Origin of the sequence: Pseudomonas sp. Irchel 3A5, assembly GCF_900187575.1 — a bacterium.
GTDB lineage: Bacteria > Pseudomonadota > Gammaproteobacteria > Pseudomonadales > Pseudomonadaceae > Aquipseudomonas > Aquipseudomonas folii.
On record NZ_FYDU01000004.1, the window covers coordinates 364338 to 381038 of the forward strand.

Annotated in this window: 17 protein-coding genes and 1 tRNA gene; 11 read left to right on the forward strand and 7 right to left on the reverse strand. The window is 56.3% G+C overall.

What is annotated here, in order from left to right; translation table 11 throughout:
- Positions 1–18 precede the first annotated feature (18 nt).
- Genes CKW31_RS08730 through CKW31_RS08740 form a run of 3 tightly spaced genes read left to right on the forward strand, consistent with a single transcriptional unit; the run spans position 19 to position 3976 of the window.
- Complete coding sequence (locus tag CKW31_RS08730) at positions 19–1503, forward strand: mannitol dehydrogenase family protein (protein WP_095093946.1); 1485 nt, start codon at positions 19–21, stop codon at positions 1501–1503.
- A 7-nt stretch (positions 1504–1510) separates the two neighbouring features.
- Positions 1511–2992, forward strand: coding sequence for a xylulokinase (xylB, locus tag CKW31_RS08735; RefSeq protein WP_095093947.1), 1482 nt, complete (start codon positions 1511–1513; stop codon positions 2990–2992).
- A 45-nt stretch (positions 2993–3037) separates the two neighbouring features.
- Positions 3038–3976, forward strand: a complete 939-nt coding sequence (locus tag CKW31_RS08740; protein WP_095093948.1) for a carbohydrate kinase — start codon at positions 3038–3040, stop codon at positions 3974–3976.
- A gap of 150 nt (positions 3977–4126) precedes the next feature.
- Here CKW31_RS08740 and CKW31_RS08745 read toward each other — a convergent pair whose 3' ends face one another.
- A complete protein-coding gene (locus tag CKW31_RS08745) occupies positions 4127–4687 on the reverse strand; it encodes a hypothetical protein (RefSeq protein WP_095093949.1) in 561 nt (186 codons plus the stop codon).
- Between the two features lie 160 nt (positions 4688–4847).
- Positions 4848–7733, reverse strand: coding sequence for an EAL domain-containing protein (locus CKW31_RS08750; RefSeq protein ID WP_176469831.1), 2886 nt, complete (start codon positions 7731–7733; stop codon positions 4848–4850).
- Between CKW31_RS08750 and CKW31_RS29510 the strand changes: the two genes are divergently transcribed.
- Positions 7732–7980 carry a hypothetical protein gene (locus CKW31_RS29510; RefSeq protein WP_141230130.1) on the forward strand — a complete coding sequence of 83 codons (249 nt, stop codon included), beginning with the start codon at positions 7732–7734 and terminating at the stop codon, positions 7978–7980. The two genes, CKW31_RS08750 and CKW31_RS29510, sit on opposite strands and share 2 nt — an antisense overlap.
- Here CKW31_RS29510 and CKW31_RS08755 read toward each other — a convergent pair.
- Both CKW31_RS08755 and CKW31_RS08760 read right to left on the reverse strand, forming a co-directional pair.
- Positions 7942–8178, reverse strand: coding sequence for a hypothetical protein (locus tag CKW31_RS08755; RefSeq protein WP_095093950.1), 237 nt, complete (start codon positions 8176–8178; stop codon positions 7942–7944). The two genes, CKW31_RS29510 and CKW31_RS08755, sit on opposite strands and share 39 nt — an antisense overlap.
- 17 nt (positions 8179–8195) lie before the next feature.
- Positions 8196–8402 carry a hypothetical protein gene (locus CKW31_RS08760; protein ID WP_095093951.1) on the reverse strand — a complete coding sequence of 69 codons (207 nt, stop codon included), beginning with the start codon at positions 8400–8402 and terminating at the stop codon, positions 8196–8198.
- A gap of 514 nt (positions 8403–8916) precedes the next feature.
- Here CKW31_RS08760 and CKW31_RS08765 point away from each other — a divergent pair.
- Complete coding sequence (locus CKW31_RS08765) at positions 8917–9282, forward strand: NUDIX hydrolase (RefSeq protein WP_095093952.1); 366 nt, start codon at positions 8917–8919, stop codon at positions 9280–9282.
- A gap of 122 nt (positions 9283–9404) precedes the next feature.
- On the opposite strand, the gene gvpU is transcribed toward CKW31_RS08765, so the two are convergent.
- Positions 9405–9872, reverse strand: a complete 468-nt coding sequence (gene gvpU / locus CKW31_RS08770) for a gas vesicle accessory protein GvpU (RefSeq protein ID WP_095093953.1) — start codon at positions 9870–9872, stop codon at positions 9405–9407.
- A gap of 222 nt (positions 9873–10094) precedes the next feature.
- Here gvpU and CKW31_RS08775 point away from each other — a divergent pair, with 222 nt between their 5' ends.
- The 5 genes from CKW31_RS08775 to CKW31_RS08795 all read left to right on the forward strand — a co-directional run bounded on the left by CKW31_RS08775 (position 10095) and on the right by CKW31_RS08795 (position 14069).
- Entirely contained in the window at positions 10095–10979 is an 885-nt protein-coding gene (locus CKW31_RS08775) for a hypothetical protein (RefSeq protein ID WP_256582528.1), read from the forward strand.
- 361 nt (positions 10980–11340) lie between these two features.
- A complete protein-coding gene (locus CKW31_RS08780; protein WP_176469832.1) occupies positions 11341–11550 on the forward strand; it encodes a PLD nuclease N-terminal domain-containing protein in 210 nt (69 codons plus the stop codon).
- Positions 11551–11806: 256 nt separating this feature from the next.
- Positions 11807–12004, forward strand: a complete 198-nt coding sequence (locus tag CKW31_RS08785; RefSeq protein ID WP_095093956.1) for a hypothetical protein — start codon at positions 11807–11809, stop codon at positions 12002–12004.
- A 104-nt stretch (positions 12005–12108) separates the two neighbouring features.
- Positions 12109–12348 carry a hypothetical protein gene (locus tag CKW31_RS08790; RefSeq protein WP_095093957.1) on the forward strand — a complete coding sequence of 80 codons (240 nt, stop codon included), beginning with the start codon at positions 12109–12111 and terminating at the stop codon, positions 12346–12348.
- A gap of 197 nt (positions 12349–12545) precedes the next feature.
- Complete coding sequence (locus CKW31_RS08795) at positions 12546–14069, forward strand: hypothetical protein (protein ID WP_095093958.1); 1524 nt, start codon at positions 12546–12548, stop codon at positions 14067–14069.
- Positions 14070–14342: 273 nt separating this feature from the next.
- Here the strand turns inward: CKW31_RS08795 and CKW31_RS08800 are convergent.
- Positions 14343–14419 (reverse strand) — tRNA-Val (locus tag CKW31_RS08800).
- Between the two features lie 186 nt (positions 14420–14605).
- On the opposite strand from CKW31_RS08800, the gene CKW31_RS08805 reads away from it, so the two are divergent.
- A complete protein-coding gene (locus CKW31_RS08805; protein WP_095093959.1) occupies positions 14606–15889 on the forward strand; it encodes an FAD-binding oxidoreductase in 1284 nt (427 codons plus the stop codon).
- A gap of 39 nt (positions 15890–15928) precedes the next feature.
- Here the strand turns inward: CKW31_RS08805 and CKW31_RS08810 are convergent, their stop codons facing one another.
- A complete protein-coding gene (locus CKW31_RS08810; protein ID WP_095093960.1) occupies positions 15929–16615 on the reverse strand; it encodes a hypothetical protein in 687 nt (228 codons plus the stop codon).
- Positions 16616–16701: the final 86 nt, after the last annotated feature.

Consider the following 16701-nt stretch of genomic DNA (forward strand, 5'->3'; position numbering starts at 1 on the left):
GAATTAGGGATCATCGCCATGAAATTGAACAAACAGAATCTGTCTCAGCTTGAGCGCAGCATCGCCCTGCCCGCCTACAGCCCGGAAAGTACCACTCAGGGCATTGCCCACATTGGCGTCGGTGGTTTCCATCGTGCGCACCAGGCGTTTTATACCGACGCATTGATGAACAGCGGCGAGGGTCTGGACTGGAGCATTTGCGGCATCGGCCTGCGCCCGGAAGATCGCGGCGTGCGTGATGCCCTCGCCAGTCAGGATTATCTCTATACGCTTTACGAACTGGGCGATACGCCTGACACCGAAACCCGGATCATCGCGTCCATCAGCGGTATGCTGCTGGCCGAGGACGATATCCAGACCGTCATCGACAAGCTGGCCAGCCCGCAGATTCGCATCGTTTCGCTGACTATCACCGAGGGCGGCTACTGCATTGATGACAGTAACGGCCAGTTCATGACCCACTTGCCGCAGATCCAGCACGATCTGGCCTACCCAGACGCGCCGCGCACCGTTTTCGGATTGCTCTGCGCCGCACTGGCAAAACGTCGCGCCGCGGGCACACCGGCTTTTACCGTGATGTCCTGCGATAACCTGCCGCACAACGGCGCAGTGGCGCGTAAAGCGCTGCTGGCGTTCGCTGCCCAGGGCAACCCGGATTTGCATGACTGGATCGCCGAACAGGTCAGCTTTCCCAACGCCATGGTCGACCGCATCACGCCAATGACCAGCACTTCCCATCGCCTGAAACTGGCCGACGAAAAAGGCATTGATGATGCCTGGCCGGTGGTCTGCGAGCCCTTTGTGCAATGGGTGCTGGAAGACAAATTTGTCGACGGTCGTCCGGCGTGGGAAAAAGTCGGGGTGCAATTCACCGACGACGTCACACCTTACGAAGAAATGAAGATCAAACTGCTCAACGGCAGCCACCTGGCGCTGACCTATCTGGGCGCACTCAAGGGCTATCGTTTCGTTCACGAGACCATGAATGATCCGCTGTTCGTTGCCTATATCCGGGCTTACATGGACCTGGACGTCACACCGCAACTGGCTTCGGTACCAGGCATTGATCTGGAAGGCTACAAGGACACGCTGATCGAGCGCTTCTCCAATCAGGCAATCGCGGATCAACTGGAGCGAGTCTGCTCGGATGGTTCGTCGAAGTTTCCCAAGTTCACGGTCCCCACCATCAATCAGTTGATTCATGATCAAGGTAGCCTGGAGCGCGCCTCGTTAGTGGTGGCCGCCTGGGCGTTGTACCTGCAAGGCACCGAAGGCGAAAACGGCGTGGCCTACAAGATCGTCGATCCTCGCGCGGAGTTCTGCAAGGCACTGGTGGCCGACGACGTTTTGATCGTTCAACGCTTGCTGGACGTCGAAGAGATCTTCGGTACTGCAATTCCACGGTCAGCTGAATTTGTAGCTGCCTTTGAAAAGAACCTGAACAGCCTCAAGCAATTGGGCGTCAGCAAAACTCTGGAAAACCTGTTGGCCAAATCTGCCTGAGGTGCCTATGTTTCTCGGAATCGATTGCGGGACCCAAGGCACCAAGGCCATCGTTCTCGACGCCCGCACCGGCCAGGTGCTGGGCCAGGGGGCTGCGCCGCACAGCATGATCAGTGGCCATAACGGTCGTCGCGAGCAGGATGTGCAGCAATGGCTGACCGCCTTCGAGCAAGCGACTGCCGGGGCGCTGCTTGAAGCGGGCATTTCCGGACAGCAGATACTCGGCATTGGCGTCTCGGGCCAGCAGCACGGCCTCGTACTACTGGATGCCGACGGTCAGGTTCTGCGCCCGGCCAAACTGTGGTGCGACACCGAAAGCACGCCGCAAAATGACCTGTTGCTGGAGTATCTGGGCGGCGAAAAAGGCTCGCTGCAACGTCTCGGCATTGCCATTGCGCCCGGCTACACCGTGTCCAAGCTGCTGTGGACCAAGGAGCAGCACCCCGAACTCTTTGCGCGCATCGACAAGGTCCTGCTGCCCCATGATTACCTCAACTACTGGCTGACCGGTCGTTGCGCCAGCGAGTATGGCGATGCATCGGGCACCGGGTATTTCAATGTGCGCACTCGGCAGTGGGATCTGGCGATCCTTGAGCACATTGATCCCAGCGGCAATCTGAGCCGGGCACTGCCTGAATTGCTGGAGGCGCATCAGTCGGTTGGCACGGTCTTGCCGGAGATTGCCCGACGCCTGGACATCAATCCCAACGCTGTGATTTCCAGTGGTGGCGGCGACAACATGATGGGCGCTATCGGCACTGGCAACATTCATCCGGGTGCGATCACCATGAGCCTCGGCTCATCGGGCACCGTTTATGCCTTTGCCGATCAGGCACGCGTGAGTGAGCAGGCTTCAGTAGCGACTTTCTGCTCATCTTCCGGCGGCTGGCTGCCTTTGATCTGCACCATGAACCTGACCAATGCCACGGGCGTGGTGCGGGAGCTACTGGGCCTGGACATCGCCGCCTTCAACGACGCCGTAAGCCAGGCCCCGATTGGTGCCGAAGGCGTATCGATGCTGCCGTTTCTCAACGGCGAACGCGTACCTGCCCTGCCCCACGCCACCGGCAGTATTCTGGGACTGGACGCCACCAATCTGACCCGGGCCAACCTGTGTCGGGCAGTGGTCGAGGGCACCACGTTCGGTTTGCGCTACGGTCTGGATCTGTTGCGCGCCAGCGGCATCAAAAGCGCTAACATTCGCCTGATCGGCGGCGGCGCCAAGAGCGCGGTATGGCGGCAGATCGTTGCCGATATCATGGATACGCCGGTGATCTGCACTGAGCAGGCCGAAGCAGCGGCCTTGGGCGCTGCGATCCAGGCTGCATGGTGTCACGCCAATCTACAGGAGGCAGGCGAGACGCTGGATATTCTGTGTGCACGCTGCGTAAGCCTCGATAACAGCAGTGAAACCCGGCCCGTCCCGCAGAACGTCGCCGACTATCAGCAGATCTATGAGCGGTATCGCAATCAGTTGCAGGCGCTCTGAATCCAACTTCTGAGCCCGACTGACGCATCTATTTCAGGAGCACCTATGTTTCTCGTTTGTGGCGAAGCACTGTTCGACTTTTTCAGCCAGCCCGACAACGGCGGGCAGCTCAACAAACTGGGCTTTCAGGCGATTGCGGGCGGTTCACCTTTCAACGTTGCGGTAGGCCTTCGCCGCCTGGGCATCGACGCGGGCCTGTTTGCCGGACTGTCCAGTGACTATCTGGGTAAGCGCCTGCGCGCCGTACTGGATAAAGAAGGCGTAAGACCTGATTACCTGATTGATTTCAATGCGCCGACGACCCTCGCCATGGTGGCAGTCGGTGCTGACGGTTCGCCACACTACAGCTTTCGCGGCGAGGGCTGCGCGGATCGACAGCTGCGCCTTGAGCACTTGCCGGAGCTGGATGAGCAGGTACGCGGGATTCATGTCGGCTCGTTCTCACTGGTGGTTCAACCCATCGCCGACACGCTGCTGGCCTTGGTGGCAAGGGAGAGCGGCAAACGGCTGATCACCCTGGACCCCAATGTACGCCTCAACCCGGCACCGGATATCAACCGGTGGCGGGAGCAGATCAGCGCCTTTGCCGAGCACGCTCACATCATCAAGGTCAGCGACGAAGACTTGAACCTGCTCTACCCCGACAAAGACCCACAGGTCGTCGCCCAGAGCTGGCTGACCAAGCGTTGCCAATTGGTGGTGCTGACTCAGGGTACTGAGGGAGCAACGGTCTTTACTCGCCAGCACGGCAGTTGGTCAGTTGCTGCGCAGAAAGTCGTGACTGCCGACACGGTTGGCGCAGGCGATACCTTCCAGGCCGCGCTGATTACCTTCCTGACCGAACACCAGCTGGATGACCCGCTCAGCCTGCCGACTCTGCGCAAGGAAACCGTGGATGAAATGCTCAGGTTCGCCGTCCAGGCCGCGGCGCTGACCTGCACCAAGGTCGGGCCGGACTTGCCGTATCGGGATCAGTTGGGGTGAAGGCCTACGCCTTTAAAAAGCGAACACCGAACCTTGTGGGAGCGGTGCTTGCCCGCGATAAGGCTGGACGCGTTCTAAAATGAACCGCATACAGCCTTATCGCGAGCAAGCTCTGCTCCCACAGAATATACGCAAATCCGTAGGCCAGCCTTAAACCAGCGCCAACCGGGCCGCCAGGATTTTGCTGTTTACGTCAGCGGTCGTCTGTTGCTGCTGCTCTTTCAGAGCGGCCTGAAGCTTGGTGTCGGCGTCCAGCTTCTGCTCAGGGGACATGGACTCATATTCTTCCTTACTGACTCCGGTCAGTTGCTCGCGCATTTTCTCCGCGGGCGTCAGGTTCATATAATCCGAGAACTCCTGCTGAGCCGAGGTGAACTTCGATGCCACTTCAGCCACATCAGCTTCGCTGGTGACCGCTGAATCGCGGGCCGCAATGCTGTTGTCGTTGCCTGCAGAGACAAACGAAGGTGCCGCGTCATTGTCAGTATTTTGCGTAGCCGTCTTCAGGCTGAGGAGCATTTTGGCAAACGCCTCGTCATATGCCTCGTTCTGCTGACTGCCACTGTTCTGCGCGACGGGATCCACGGCCGGGACCGGGCTGGTAGCACCGGTTGGGACGGAGAACGCATCGGTTGCCACATCGTCTTGAGTCTTGCGAGCCACCGCCTGAGAAACCAGGTGATGGAGCGCACTGATACTAGCGGTAATCATGCTGACCTCCTGCTGCCTGTTGTGATGCACAACCTGTACAGCAAGACTGATGCCATTTCACTCGCCGCCCTAAGGCCCACGGATTACAAGGCAGGCAGTTTTATACCTCAACCGAAATGCGGCAATTGGCAGCCAACTGTGGCCGAGGATTGCCGGTCAACTAATTGTCATTCAACAGCAGCTTGTCCTCGGGCAGCGGTACAGCGAAGAAGTAACCCTGGGCCTGACCCGCACCGATCTCCCGTAACAGATCAAGGGTGGCCTGATCTTCAACGCCCTCCGCTACCACGGTCAAATCGAGAGACTCGGCCATCCGTACGATCGCACGCACAATGGCCCGGCTGCGGGAGCTGGTGGTCAGCTCGAGGGTGAACGACTTGTCGATCTTCAAGCCGCTGAAGTGATACTGGTGGACGTAACTGAGGGACGAAAACCCCGCGCCAAAATCATCCAGTACCACTGACATGCCGTGATCAGCGAGCTGCTTCATCGATTGCCGGGCCAACTCCGGCTCGGCAACCAATGCACCTTCGGTAAGCTCCAGACATATCCGCGAAGGTGCCATTTCGTAGTTTGCCAGCAGTGTCAGTACTTCACCGGCAAACTCGGGGCGGGTAATGCTGTAGCTGGAGCAGTTCACATGCACCGTCGGCCAGTGCTCATTGCCCGGCCGCGCAAGAATCTCCACGACACAGCGCAACATGTACAAGTCGAGCCGACCGATCAGACGCAGGCCTTCCAGCGCAGGCAGGAACTGACCGGGAGCCAGAATTTTGCCGTCGGGTTGGCGCCAGCGGATCAAGGCTTCCAAAGCCAACAACTTGCCACTGTTGACATCAATGATCGGCTGGAAATACGGAATCAGCTCATCCTTGCGCTTGAGGGCATTACGCAATGCGCCCTCGCGCTCGACCTGGTCCGACACCTCGCGGCGCAACTCCTGGTTGAACACCGCATAACTGTCGCGACCACCGTTCTTGACCCGATACATGGCCATATCAGCATCGCGCAGCAAATCAGCAGGCATCTCATGAAACTGGCTGTCAGCCCCGACCACGCCAATGCTGCAGGACGAAAAGACCGCGTGACCATCAATGAAGAACGGCAAATCGAAAGCCGCAAGTATTCGCTCGGCAATGCCAATGGCCGTATCCAGCGATGCACCCGTGGCCAAGACAGCAAACTCATCGCCACCCAGACGCGCCAGTAGATCAGACTCGCGCATGCAGCCACGCAAGCGATCAGCTGCCTGCGTCAGCAGCTGATCGCCAAAGTGATGACCCAGACTGTCATTAACCAGCTTGAAGCGATCCAGATCGATGAACATCACCCCCAATTCACGACCGGTAGTGCGAAACTCCAGCCACTCCGCATGCAGGCGCTGCTGCAAATGGCTGCGGTTCGGCAGGCCGGTAAGTGAGTCATGAGAGTTCTCGTGCTGAAGCTTGGCGTTGGCGTAATCCAGCTCCCGGGTGCGGTCCTGAACACGCGCTTCGAGGCGTAGATTCGCAGTGTGCACCGCTTCAGCCGCGCTGCGCCGAGAGAGCGCGGTGTCGATGTGCCTGGAAACGAAGGTCAGCAGTTCCTGATCGCGTAACGAGTAACGTACCAGCGGCGAATAGCTTTGAACGGCAAGCACACCCCGCACATCATTGCCGTCGAACAGCGGAATCCCAAGCCATGACGAGGAACGGGCGCCCTCTCTCACCACATCAATCTCACCGCAGGCTTCAAGCCTCAGGGTTTCATCCTGATCGATCAGGCAAGCACGGCGCTGGCGTATCACATACTCCGTTAGGCCACGCTGGCCCCGCCGCGCAGCGGGACGAATAGCCTGACTTTCGTCGACATAATAAGGGAATGTCACTTCTCCCGTGGAAGTGTCAAACAACGCGATGTAAAAGTTCAGGGCGACCAATAACTCGCCCACAATCAAATGCAGGCTGTGGAACAGCTCAGCCATATCACCAGGCTGACTGGACAGTTCGGCTATCTGGAACAGCGCACTTTGCAGGTGCTCGGCACGCTCGCGCTCAGCAACTTCCTGACGCAGCGCGTTATTGAGGGCCGAAAGTTCCTGGGTGCGCAACATGACCGTTCGTTCGAGATCAGCCCGGTGCAGGATACGATCCAGCGCCATGGCCACATGGCGAACCACGACCAGAAACAAGGCTCGATCCTCGGCACTGTAAACCCGGGAAACGTCATACACCTGCATGGCCAGCATGCCAAATACTTCGTCCGAGGCATTCTTCAGCGGTGCCCCCATCCAGAACTCCGGGCGATGGCCTACGCAGTAGAAGCGCTTTTGCAGCTGGGCCCGCTCAATGGCCGCCGCATCGACAAACAGCGGTTGAGCGCTGTTCAAGACATATCCGGTCATCGATAGCCGTGACCGATCCATATATTCAGACGCCTCTGACTCCAGCGCGTCCAGATCAGTGATGTCGACGTAATACGGATAGGTGATTTTATCGGTGTCGGAATCGTAGAGCGCGAGGTAAAGATTCTCCGCATCAATCAGAGAAGCAAGCTGATGGTGCACGCCCTCCAGAAACGCGCCGCGATCTCGGGTCGAACTGGCCAGATAGGTAATTTCATAGAGCACCCTCTGGGTGATCTGGGCCCGCGCCAGGGCGTCGGTCTGAAGACGGTGCCCCAGACGTAGTGCCAATGCGGGCAAGTCTGTGTCGCAGGCTTCGTTTTGCGGCGCGACCAGCCACGCCAGCACGCCCTCGCCTTTACCGGCGGCCCAGCGCTGCAACGCGTATTCGCGACAGAAATCATCGAACCGGTCGTTGGCAACGCTCACGGACCAGCGCATCGGGCTTTCGCCATGCCCCAACAGATGCATAGGGTCGCCGACGGCATACACCGCCCACGGCACATCCCCCATCCGATCCTGGATCGCGGCAAGTACTACGTCGATAGGTTCACCACCTAAGTTCGCTACAGCAGCCGACGCGGCGTCGGCCAGGTATCGACTGGCAGGATCATCACCAACACTTGATTGAGCTCGGTCAGAGGCCAAGGGCGGAACACTCATGAAAGCTCCAAAACCAAAGACAGCAGGCGCTTATATTCGCGGCGTGTGCAAAACCGTGCAAGTGGCATATTCATATCATCTGCAAGAAAGCCGCCAGAATTATCGGCAAGCGAACTTCAGCCTTGAGCGCAACCAGGTTCAAGGTCAGAAAATATTGGAACGAGACAGTGAAATTATTAATCAGGCAGCCAAAAGACCACCGGATAATTCAGGCAATGGGGCGGGAGGTAATGGAGGTAATACCTAACAGCTGAGCCTGATCCAGTACCGATGCGGGAGGCGCGTCGGCCGTAGGCATGATCAGGCTGTTCTCTGCGTCGCCGAAGTGCAACTGCAGTAAATGTAGAGCTGCGATATGCGCGGGTAGCGACTGTTGATCCAGTTCGAGCAGGTGCTCACGCGCTTGCTCGTTGAATCGATAAGAAATGCAGTGACGATAAGTCATGCGCTTTTCAGCCTTTGTCAGTTCAACGCATGACCGTACATTTCGGATTTCTTGATGAATGCGTTCCAGCGACCAAAGGAAAGACTTTGACGCGCAGTGGCAGCGATCCACACAGGCCCCGTGGTCTGGTGGATTCCAACCATTCCCATCATCGCGGAGGTTGCGTCGTTCAGCTCAAACATCAATACGTTTGCTTGCGCGCTGAAATCAATGTGCATAGTCATAAGTTAAGCCTTTTAGCGATGGAGACCCTTGGACAAAGACCCCCTTGCAAGTCATAGGACACTGCGTCCGTTGATATAGCCGTAAGCTTCCGATGGGCGGTCATTAATAAACGTATTCTATTTTACGAGTCGCTGCCCACGCTCATTTGTAGACCATCCTGCCTGCACCTTTTGAGGGCGACGGATCTGCATTCAGGTATGGCAGACATATGTACCTACACGCTCAGGAGGAAGGCCTGCAAACTGGCCTTCATCATGCGCAGCCGCGTTCAACTGGCTGAGGGCTCTGTAGCCCTATCAAGGTCAAGCGCGAGGTTAACCCTCAAGTTTTCTGCTGCTCATACCGAAACAAGCAGGCAGGGAGGCCAAAAATGGCACCATTCCTGCTTGAGTCATTTTAATGAAGGTTTTGTGACATTATGATTACCGTATCAAACATCTTAATCACCTTCGCAATTTTGAAGTAATGCGTCCGCTCCCGATAAGGCGGCGATTACATAAGAGGTGAATACTGATGAAAGAGCGGGCAACCGTGATTTGCAAGCGTGACGGCAGGATTCTGTACGTGCGCAAGCCAAAGTCAAAATGGGCTCTGCCGGGCGGCAAGATTGAAGTCGGCGAGACGCCGGAGCAGGCAGCAGTTCGTGAGCTGAGCGAGGAGACCGGGCTGGAGAATCTCGATCTGGTTTACCTGGATGAGTACGAGAAAGATAACGTCATGCACTTTATCTTTATGGCCGTACTTTCATCCTCGGCCCAACCTGCGCCGCAGAACGAGATTGCCGCGTGCAAATGGTCGCACGTCAAAAACGTCAGCGACCTCAATGCCAGCGCGGCTACCAAATCCATCGTCAAATCGTTCGCCAGACAAGCGGTGTAACCACCCCGCTGCAATCTAACGCCCTTGATCCTGCTGAACATCTGCGACGCTTTATCAGGTCGGGACGTTTGAGCCATAAGAAAACCCCGGCATGTGCCGGGGCTTGATCAAGTGTGTATGGCTCAGGTCCTGACCAGCAGGCCCATCGTAAATCCGTCCACTGAGGCAATCTTGCCGCGCCACAACACGCCCTCTGCGCAAATAGGGCTCTGGTCGCTGGAGTAGGTTTTGCAGTCTTTCAAATGAATGAAGTGAAATGCCGTGGTTTCGTCTGCCGACTCGCCAGGCGTGAAGGACAAGATAATTTTTTTCATGGACTCGTCGACGCCGCCGTCAAATTGAGCCAGCGGAGCGGCCATATCCTCAGCAAGCTGCTTGAAGTACGTGTCGTGCGAGATCAACTGACCTGAGACGAGATTGCCGCCAACAGAGAGCGTTATGCCGATTTCTACCGGCGTGGTGACGACAAACTTGACCAGAAACTGCAATAACCAGTCGATTTGCTTGCCTTGATCCTTCAGATGCGCGATCAGCTCATCATATTTCACGTCCTGGGACGTGGCTGTGAGGCTCTGCTCTACTTCCGACATCGACTGCTCCTTGCCTTACAAAATAATGAGCTTTAGCTATAGCCCAGATTTGTGAAAAACGAAACCTGTGGTTTGACCGTTCAAGCCATAACCTCCTGATTAATGTCGACTGCCAGGAAAACCGCCACCTTTATCCTGATGGCTTCACAGCACAAATCTGCACACCGACGTCGCGCGAATTAGAATTAGTCCGTTTGTATGTAGCTTATCGCCACTGTTAAGATGCGGCATGGAATAGCAGTTAGCCTGAATAAAGAAGGATTTATGTCCGCGGTCAAAGAGATTTATCAGCAGTTTCCACATACCTTCAAACATCTTGATTCCACGCTGTTCCTGGTCAAAGCGCCCTCTGATGCCAAGCGTGATGCGCTGCGTCATCTGGTTGAAGGCAGGCGTGCTGCGGGCCTTGAGCGGGTAAGTGCTCCACTGAAAGGTGTAGAAGACGAACTTTTTGCCAAAGCCCAGCCACTCGACAGCCTCAAAGCAAAAATCCGGGTAACCCTGGGACGAGCCAAGCGAAACGGCATGTATGATTGGCCGGTGGAAGAAGTACTCAATACAGCTGAAGCTCATCGTCGCGGCGCACCGATTGCTCCTCTTGCAGGTTTCGGCTACAGCAAATCGCCACTCGGAATCACTCAGGAATATTTTATATTCACTGAGTTGCTCAGCGAGCACATCAATGGCATGACGTGGATTGAGTCGACCCCAGGGGAGATCGAAACATTCATCCAGCTTTCTTTTCGCCTCCTGCGCGTGCTGCATAACAAACAGATTACTCACATGGATTTCTGGGCCAATAATGTGATGGTCAATCTGGCGCCGCAAGATATCCCCATGGCTATAGACCTGGAAAACTGCTTCCCGACAACATCACAATACTTCAGTGAAACCCTGGCATTTCAATTCGGCTTTTTCTACCAGCGAGACATTTATCGCTTTATTACTGAAGCGCGGTACGACCAATTGGTAGCTGAAGAGCTGGAAATGTATAAAGCCATCGACAGCGAAGCTTTTGAAAGCATTTACGGGCTTAGCAAGCACGAGAGAATCGGCCGCAAGGACCGACGCGAGATATTCTGGAAAGGCAAATTCGTCACTGGCTAGCAAAGGCTACTGCACGATAATGTCGAGTCAAGTTTCTCCGCACGAACGTCGCTGGCTCTTCATGAGCCCTGCCCCCCTCCCTCTATACAGCCTCTTCTCCACGGTCATGCATCAAGCACTTGCTTAGTGCCAAGCAATCCGTAAAACCGGCGCTGAAACTCACTCGATCAATTCAACGCGGCAGCCGGAATGCAGAAGAGTACAAAACCTACCTCTCGATCCGCATGAAGCCAAGCGACAGCCCCTGTCCCACAAATCACGTCGATTGAACCCTTGCAGCGCCATCGTGACTAAACATTAACGACCAAGGGAGTGTATGACGATGGGTAACTCAGAGAGCTGGAACGTAATAGCATCAATCATGAATATGCCCGTGTTATGGATCGTATTCGCGACCATTCTGGTCGTCGTCGAGTTTCTGGTGGTGATGCGAATCGTCAAAAGCGAAGGTAGCCGTGAAAGCAAATGCCTGTGGATTCTGGCGCTGGTGTTTGTCCCCGTTCTGGGGCTTATTGCCTGGGTGTTCGCAGGACCCAAGACCAAGACAGCCCGCTCGGAATCTCGCGGTTAAGCAAATCAATACGGATAAAGGTCGCTTGCGGGTTGATCAAGCACGCGGTTAGCAGGTGCGCCTTATCGCCCCCGCACCTTTATCCGATAGACGGATACGTTTACGGCCGTTCTCCCGGCCCAATAGGCCGCTTACTGGCGTAGCGTTTGCTACACAGGTGAGTAGCCGCACTGAAAAGACTTAATGTTGACGCAGCAAACTATTTACTCAAGCTCAAGGACGCAGCGATGCGCCGGATATAACCAGGAGACGTAACGTGTCAACTCTCAGTGAAATCGCAGCGAACCACGCGAAAGCAATCAGGACACTGGATGCAGAGTCGGCTATGTTGAAGGCACTGTGCGCTCCAGCGTTGCCAACTGACGAGGCTGCTACCGATTCAACGCAGCAAATGCCGCCACATACCATTGCGGCAATCCACAACGGCATGTCAGGGCATGCGATGGGCGTTTGAGCAGATGGGAGTGATCACATCGAGCTAGCTAAATGTCATGATCAGGCCGACCGTGTTGCATACTGATGCTATGCATCACGGACTAACCCTCATCTGGACCTCACATGACACCCAACGCTGAACGCTATAACCCCTCCACCGAATACGCCGACAAACTGATTTCGCGCATCGGACAAACACCGTCCTGGATCGCAAAGCGCATCGGTGTGACGGATAAGCGCATTCGCTACATCCTTGAAGGCGAAAGAACCGTCAAAGGGGAGACCACTCCGATCCAGATGACGTACACAGAGCAGTTTGCTCTTGAGTGCCTTGCTGAAGAGGCAAGCGCAAAGAAAAAATAGATTCGCCCTGCCGTCAGGCAGCCATCAAATACCTACTACCCCCCCAAAACTGAATCACACCTACCCGTCTCAGGTGCCTGACTATAATGGACAGCGCCAAAGCTGCGCTACGGCCGCCACAGCCGCGCAGGCCGAAGCTTGCCCTCATGCTAGATTACGGTCTAACCGACATGAGGTGAACTTTGAAAGGACAGTCTGTGGCGCCTGAGATTGGAGATATCTATAGCGTTTATTCGAGCAAGCTGCGGCAGTATGTCGCCTGCCAAGTGACGGCGCTCAAGGAGAACAGCGAGCGCAAGGGCCAGCAGATGGCGGCTGTGTTGGAACTGGACTGGAGCGGCGACGCCTTGCCGCAGGCGAGCGAACTGGCGGCCATGCGCCCGCTGGTGGTCGATTTCTTTTTCCGGCGTGACAAGCATGAACACGTTTATGTCAACGCCGAGGTGCCCGCCGCTTACACTCTGGTGGGCAATATCGCGCCGCTGGTTCTTGAAGACACCACCACTTATGGCCACTGGAATACCGGCGAAACCATGTACCACCAGCGGCAATGGGAGCAGATCGATGTCGCCCGGCGCCAGCGTTTCAAGGCTGCTTCAGGCGACGTCGAGGTGACAATTGGCGGTCATGTGTTGCGCCAGGACACCAGTCGCATCGAAGACAACGTCTTGCAGTCAGTCACAGATCTTGCTGAGCTCGACCAACTGCCATGCCTGACAAAAATTCACACCGAGCATGGTTCACAGGCCCTGCTCGACTATGTGAATCAGCATCCCTTTATCACTGAGCTGCTGTGGCGTTCGCCGCAGGTGACGGAGCTTGATCTGCGCAACAGCCGCCTGAGACGCCTGAGCATTGATGTGACCGGCGTGAGCAAGGTGCACCTTAATGACGATTTGATGCATCTGATACTGCGTGGCGAGCCATCGCCACAGTTGCAACTGCACTGCGGCGACGAGGGACGCGCGTTGTATCTGACCTGTAAGGGCGACGTGAAACCCTTCGGTGGCCTCGATCATCTGGGCGGCCTCACGCTCTATGCGGCCAAGGAGATCGACCTAGAGACGGTGGTAGCGCGTTTCCCTGATCTGTGGTTTCTGGATCTGAGAGGCAAGCCGGGCATGGTGTCGAACCTGCCTGCCATCACTGCGCTGGCGCAGTTGCAAATGCTGAGTTTGCACGACCTGTTCGGTTACACGGCAGAGCAATTTCCGGCACCGCAACACCTGCCTCGCCTGTCGACCTTGTGGCTTAGCAGCGTGCCGTTTGACGTGGCGCAGGCTGTCAAGAAGGGATATAAAAAAGCCGCTGCCCTGGGCCTGGACCTTTCGGTGACCCAGCCGCGCAAAAGCCAATGGCTGGCCGAAAACCTGGACAACCCGTTTCGCGACTGGGATGGCCGCGACGAGATGCCTCCCGCCAAGGCAAAAAAAGCGGCCTCCGCCTACAAAGCGTTGCTGTCAGCCACGCGCAGCGTCAACGGCAGCATGGCGGCCGATGCCGTACAGGCCGCCCTGTCCATAATGGTCACCGCCTATGTGGCGACCTTCAACCAGATCGACCAGCGCGGCAGCGTCATAGGCACGATCGAGTGCGAAGAGATCCATGCAGCGCTGGTTGGTTGCCTGAACGCACTGGCGGTGCAAATGGGCGAGCACGGTGCGGCGCTGGTCGACATGGATGGCTTGCTGGACTTGTTCGACGAGTTGCGCGATTTTTGACTGTCAGCAGGAATAGTCTTGCGGCGATCCTGCCCTTACCTTATTCACTATTCGCCGAAAGCCCGCAAGCGAACGCAACTCGATGCAAAACCTATTGGAACGCTCAGGAGGGGTATGACGAGAAGAAAATCGAGTACGCCGAAGTGGGAGCCGAATTGGCATTCTAAGTGGGGTTTTTCAAAAATATTTCCAAAACTGCTGAATAGCAGCCAACAAAAAAGGGCCCACCTCTCGGTGGGCCCTTCTGTACCGGCAGCAGGACCGGATTTTGTTTGGTAGGCGCGACTGGACTCGAACCAGCGACCCCCACCATGTCAAGGTGGTGCTCTAACCAACTGAGCTACGCGCCTGCTGTGGGTCGGCATTCTACGGATATTCAAATGTGTGTCAACATCTTTTTTCGCGCTAACTCCATGAATATGCAAATTTTTTTGCCTTCCCTGTTTTCCTTCTTTGTTTAGTGGCTGGCTGGTGGAGATATTTGATCTCGGGTAGGATCGAGCCATTCGTAAAATATATTAAACGGAGGTTGAAGGATGGCGAACACTCCTTATCCGCAGTCCTATTACGCGGCTTCGGCGAATCCAGTTCCGGAACGCCCGCAGTTGCAGGGAGACGTGGAAACTGACGTTTGTATCATTGGTGCTGGCTATACAGGTCTGTCCAGCGCCCTGTTTCTGCTTGAACATGGCTTCAAGGTGACGGTACTGGAAGCCGCGAAGGTTGGCTTTGGCGCTTCAGGCCGTAATGGCGGGCAGATCGTCAACAGTTATAGCCGCGATATCGATGTCATCGAACGCACTGTCGACCCCCGACACGCCCAACTGCTGGGGCAAATGGCGTTTGAAGGCGGAGCGATTATCCGCGAGCGTATCGCCAGATATCAGATCCAGTGCGACCTGAAAGACGGCGGAGTATTTGCCGCCATCACCGACAAGCAGATGGGTCATCTAGAAGCCCAGAAACGGCTGTGGGAACGTTATGGCCATACCCAGCTCGAGTTGCTGGACAAGCGCCGTATGGGCGAAGTGGTTGCTTGCGATCAATACATCGGCGGCATGCTCGACATGAGCGGTGGCCATATCCACCCGCTTAATCTGGCATTGGGTGAAGCGGCTGCCGTGGAATCGCTGGGCGGCGTCATCTATGAGCAGTCTGCTGCCATACGAATTGATCGCGGTTCCAATCCGGTTGTTCACACGGAGTCAGGCAGAGTCAAAGCACGATTTGTGATCGTCGCGGGGAATGCCTACCTGGGCAATCTGGTGCCGGAGCTGGCTGCCAAGTCGATGCCTTGCGGCACGCAGGTCATTACCACCGAGCCGCTGGATGAAGAATTGGCGAGGACGCTGCTGCCCCAAGACTACTGTGTCGAGGACTGCAATTACCTGCTGGACTACTACCGACTGTCGGCAGACAAGCGCCTGATCTTCGGTGGCGGCGTGGTTTACGGGGCGCGGGACCCGGCGAACATCGAGGCGATCATTCGCCCGAAAATGCTCAAGGCGTTCCCTCAACTCAAGGACGTAAAGATCGATTACGCGTGGACGGGCAACTTTCTGCTGACCTTGTCGCGACTGCCACAGGTCGGGCGCCTGGGTGACAACATCTATTATTCTCAAGGCTGCAGCGGCCACGGAGTGACGTACACCCATCTCGCTGGCAAAGTGCTTGCCGAGGCGTTACGTGGACAGGCCGAGCGCTTTGATGCCTTTGCCGGGCTGCCGCACTACCCCTTCCCCGGCGGACAATTGCTGCGCACGCCGCTCACCGCGCTGGGTGCCTGGTATTACAGCCTCAGAGACAAATTCGGTATGTGATTGCGAGGGAAGCGCCTGATCAGGCGCTTCCCTGCAGAGTCAGCGGGCTTTGAGCGTCTTCAGAGCCTCACCAGCCGCCTGCTCTTGCCCCGCCTGAGCCAGATCATTGGCTGCCTTCGACCAGCGTTGCTCATCCAGATTGGCGGGCAGTTGGCGCGGGCTTTGAATCAGCACAGCCCAACTGCCAGTCTTTTCCCAGGCCGACGTGAAACTACTGAAACTCATCAGCAAGTGTCGATTCATGCCTGCGTGAAGCAGAACCGTCTGTTTAATGCGGTTGTAACCCACCAGCACCCCGTAACGAGGCTCGGTAAATACTGCGCCTTCAGCGAAACGCACCATCACCGGGTAGCCTGCTGACACCTGAGTCAGCAGCGATTGAAGACCCGAGTCCAGCGGATAGACCAGAAAGCCATACTGTCGAGCGACTTGCTGCATATTCTGCTCGAGTCTGGCCTCGCCGCCGGGCAACTGCAGCGATTTATCCAGCAATCCTGGAGTTATTTGCACTCGTTGATTAGACAGCATGCTCGCCAGCGCACCAGGGCCGCTTTGGTAGGCATTGCCGCGGAAGAACGGCACATTATTGAGTTCTACGCGATCCGGCAGGCGTTTGATTTCAGGCGTCAGAGCAGAAGCACAACCGCCAAGAGTCAATACAACGGCAACGAGTATTCCAAGACGCTTCAGGCCAGCGACACGGAAAAAGAGAGATACCGGCGACATTTTCACTCACTTCAACAAGCGCCGGACAACCCTCGGCCCAGCTCGGACAAGATAATAGGACGCGCCGGGGTCGGGGTATAGCCTCA

Excerpts from the sequence above, each read along its gene's own strand:
- CKW31_RS08750 (WP_176469831.1), bottom strand. The coding sequence starts at position 7,733 with ATGAGTGTTCCGCCCTTGGCCTCTGACCGAGCTCAATCAAGTGTTGGT.
- CKW31_RS08745 (WP_095093949.1), bottom strand. The coding sequence starts at position 4,687 with ATGATTACCGCTAGTATCAGTGCGCTCCATCACCTGGTTTCTCAGGCG.
- xylB (WP_095093947.1), top strand. The coding sequence starts at position 1,511 with ATGTTTCTCGGAATCGATTGCGGGACCCAAGGCACCAAGGCCATCGTT.
- CKW31_RS08775 (WP_256582528.1), top strand. The coding sequence starts at position 10,095 with ATGCGGCATGGAATAGCAGTTAGCCTGAATAAAGAAGGATTTATGTCC.
- CKW31_RS08755 (WP_095093950.1), bottom strand. The coding sequence starts at position 8,178 with ATGACTTATCGTCACTGCATTTCTTATCGATTCAACGAGCAAGCGCGT.
- CKW31_RS08740 (WP_095093948.1), top strand. The coding sequence starts at position 3,038 with ATGTTTCTCGTTTGTGGCGAAGCACTGTTCGACTTTTTCAGCCAGCCC.
- CKW31_RS08765 (WP_095093952.1), top strand. The coding sequence starts at position 8,917 with ATGAAAGAGCGGGCAACCGTGATTTGCAAGCGTGACGGCAGGATTCTG.
- CKW31_RS08730 (WP_095093946.1), top strand. The coding sequence starts at position 19 with ATGAAATTGAACAAACAGAATCTGTCTCAGCTTGAGCGCAGCATCGCC.
- CKW31_RS08790 (WP_095093957.1), top strand. The coding sequence starts at position 12,109 with ATGACACCCAACGCTGAACGCTATAACCCCTCCACCGAATACGCCGAC.
- CKW31_RS08810 (WP_095093960.1), bottom strand. The coding sequence starts at position 16,615 with ATGTCGCCGGTATCTCTCTTTTTCCGTGTCGCTGGCCTGAAGCGTCTT.
- CKW31_RS08805 (WP_095093959.1), top strand. The coding sequence starts at position 14,606 with ATGGCGAACACTCCTTATCCGCAGTCCTATTACGCGGCTTCGGCGAAT.
- CKW31_RS29510 (WP_141230130.1), top strand. The coding sequence starts at position 7,732 with ATGAAAGCTCCAAAACCAAAGACAGCAGGCGCTTATATTCGCGGCGTG.
- CKW31_RS08760 (WP_095093951.1), bottom strand. The coding sequence starts at position 8,402 with ATGACTATGCACATTGATTTCAGCGCGCAAGCAAACGTATTGATGTTT.
- gvpU (WP_095093953.1), bottom strand. The coding sequence starts at position 9,872 with ATGTCGGAAGTAGAGCAGAGCCTCACAGCCACGTCCCAGGACGTGAAA.
- CKW31_RS08780 (WP_176469832.1), top strand. The coding sequence starts at position 11,341 with ATGAATATGCCCGTGTTATGGATCGTATTCGCGACCATTCTGGTCGTC.